The 2,231-nt window shown below is 41.4% G+C and carries 2 protein-coding genes; one reads left to right on the top strand and one right to left on the bottom strand.

Annotated elements, in window-relative coordinates; translation table 11 throughout:
• Positions 1-81: 81 nt before the first annotated feature.
• Entirely contained in the window at positions 82-1,671 is a 1,590-nt protein-coding gene (locus tag ACEW8O_RS25280; protein ID WP_373497410.1) for a DPP IV N-terminal domain-containing protein, read from the bottom strand.
• Between the two features lie 171 nt (positions 1,672-1,842).
• Between ACEW8O_RS25280 and ACEW8O_RS25275 the strand changes: the two genes are divergently transcribed.
• Positions 1,843-2,231: sulfatase-like hydrolase/transferase (locus tag ACEW8O_RS25275; protein ID WP_373497409.1), on the top strand; the 389-nt coding region annotated here is incomplete at its 3' end.

Genomic DNA, 2,231 nt, shown 5'->3' with positions numbered 1-2,231 from the left:
TTCAGCCATCGGTTGCTGATGTCCCAATAGTCCTGCTTTAAAGGTTTTGGGGGTCGAAGCGGGATGTGGTCCGGTCTAGGTCTAATCAATGATGGGGTAAGATTTGGAGGCATCAAAATCGGTGGGCAAATAATAAATACCAAAGATCTCCGTCTTTCCATCCTTGGCAATTGCTGAAAACTGCCTTGGTGATTGGTAGCCTTTGGTCTGAAGTTTAGAGATATTTGCTTTCGAGATTTCCATCAGGATTTCCCCTGTTTCCAAATTCCTTAAAACCGACCGAGTTGGTTGGTTTACAGTGGAATAGTTGTCAACCAGGTATTTCTTGTCCGGAGATAAGTTGATTTCATGAAAGGCATTTTCAGGGGTCAGCAACTTAAGGCCTGTTCCATCCAAATTCACTTTGTACAAATGTTGGTAATAGGGATTATGGTCTTTTTCCCTTCCTGAAGCCATAAAGTAGACCAACTTCTTTTCCTCATCCTCATGGACAACATCATTGACGACAAAGTCGCCTGTGGTCAATTGTTTGATCAATTTACCTGATTTCCAGTCTTGGAGATAGATGTGGTTCCAGCCAGATTTTTGACTGGTCAAGAGAAATTGGTTTTCCCCTACCCTTCTGAAATTGTTTCCCCTTTCGAGGTTGGTGCCTGAGGATTCGGAATATTTTTTCTGAATGGTACCGGTTTGGGCATCGATTTCGATTACATCCAAACTCTTAAAGCCCCTGTGGGCAAATACCCCTGAAAGCGATTCACCTTCTTTACCCCACGTTAGACCTCCTCCTGCAAAATGAGGGTGTGTCAACCCTGATAAAATGGTTTCCTTGCGGCTTTCAACATCAAAAATCACCGGAATATATTTGACCACCGTAGTGTCCCCCGGAGAACCACGGTAGTAGGAAAGCAGTTCAGGTCTGAATTTCTCCTCTTGGCTAAAGTCCAGCATATACATTTTCTCCGCAATCCTCAGGTCCACTATTTGGGTGTATATCTTTTTGGAATCCGGTGACCAACTGACCATAAACCTTTCCGGCCGAATGCCATTTTCTCCTTTGATGATATCACCCCAACCCAAATAACTGGCATATTCAAAATCCCTTTTTCCATGGAAACTCAATTGGGTTTCCTTCGCAGTTTCCAGATTTTCCACAAAAAGGTTGTAGTCCTTGGTAAATGCCCTCCACTTTTTGTCCGGAGAAATTCCCGGAGATCTTTCACTTTCCTCTTTTGGTTTGGAAATCAGTGTCCGCTTTTCTTCCTCAAATCTCCATTCCTGGTTTTTCCATTCAAACTTGACCACATTTTCCTCACTCAGATCAATCCTGTCAAATGCCAAATCTTTAACATTAAAAGCTTCTCCTGTTTTCTCCTGAAGCAATTCAGACAACAAAACATGGTCAAAAGCCTCGACTGTTTTTTTGTCCTGAATATTGGTCTTAAAAAACCGCTTACCATTTTCGGTATACGTCACATGCCAAAAGGAAGCATTGTCCTTGGACCAATTGGGGATAACCTCCAAGTGATTAATTTCCTTTTGGAGATTATCGGTAAGGAAATATTCGGCTTTTTGGTAAGTCTCTTTGGTTACTTGAACGTGGAGTGAAAAGCAGGTTAGAATTGCAAAAAATGGAATAAGATATTTCTTTAAAGGTAGATAGGCTTCCATTGCAAAGGATTTATAGGTTCAATTCTAATTTTACCCAAAAATCGACTGTTTTAATATTCGGTGGATGTTTTTTACTTAAATGGTAAAATAGTATGGATAGCCATAAAGTAGCTCAGGCCTTTTTTTTGATTTAAGCTGTATTTACGCCATTTTTAGTGGAAATTAATTCTTATGAACTATCTCTTCAAGCAAAAGCTCTTCTTCAATCCCACAATATGTGGATTGTTTTTGTTAGTTCTTATCCAGGCATGTTCGCAAAATCCGGTTCAATCACCTGGCCCTTTGAAACCCAACATTGTTTTTATTTTTGCCGATGATATGGGCTATGGTGATATTAGTGGTTTAAATGCCCAATCAAAAATTCGTACTCCTGCTCTTGATGCCCTCATTCAGGACGGCATGATTTTCACCAATGCGCATGCCAGTGCAAGTGTTTGCACCCCATCCCGATATGGGCTCTTGACCGGTAGGTATGCTTTTCGGTCTCCAAAAGCCGCCTATGGAATATGGGGTTTTACTCCTGTTGTGATTGAGCCCGAAAGAGAGACTTTGGCTACGCT

Origin of the sequence: Aquiflexum sp., from assembly GCF_041749095.1 — a bacterium.
GTDB lineage: Bacteria > Bacteroidota > Bacteroidia > Cytophagales > Cyclobacteriaceae > Aquiflexum.
The sequence above is the reverse complement of the archived record's forward strand: the minus strand, read 5'-3'. Positions and strand labels throughout refer to the sequence as shown.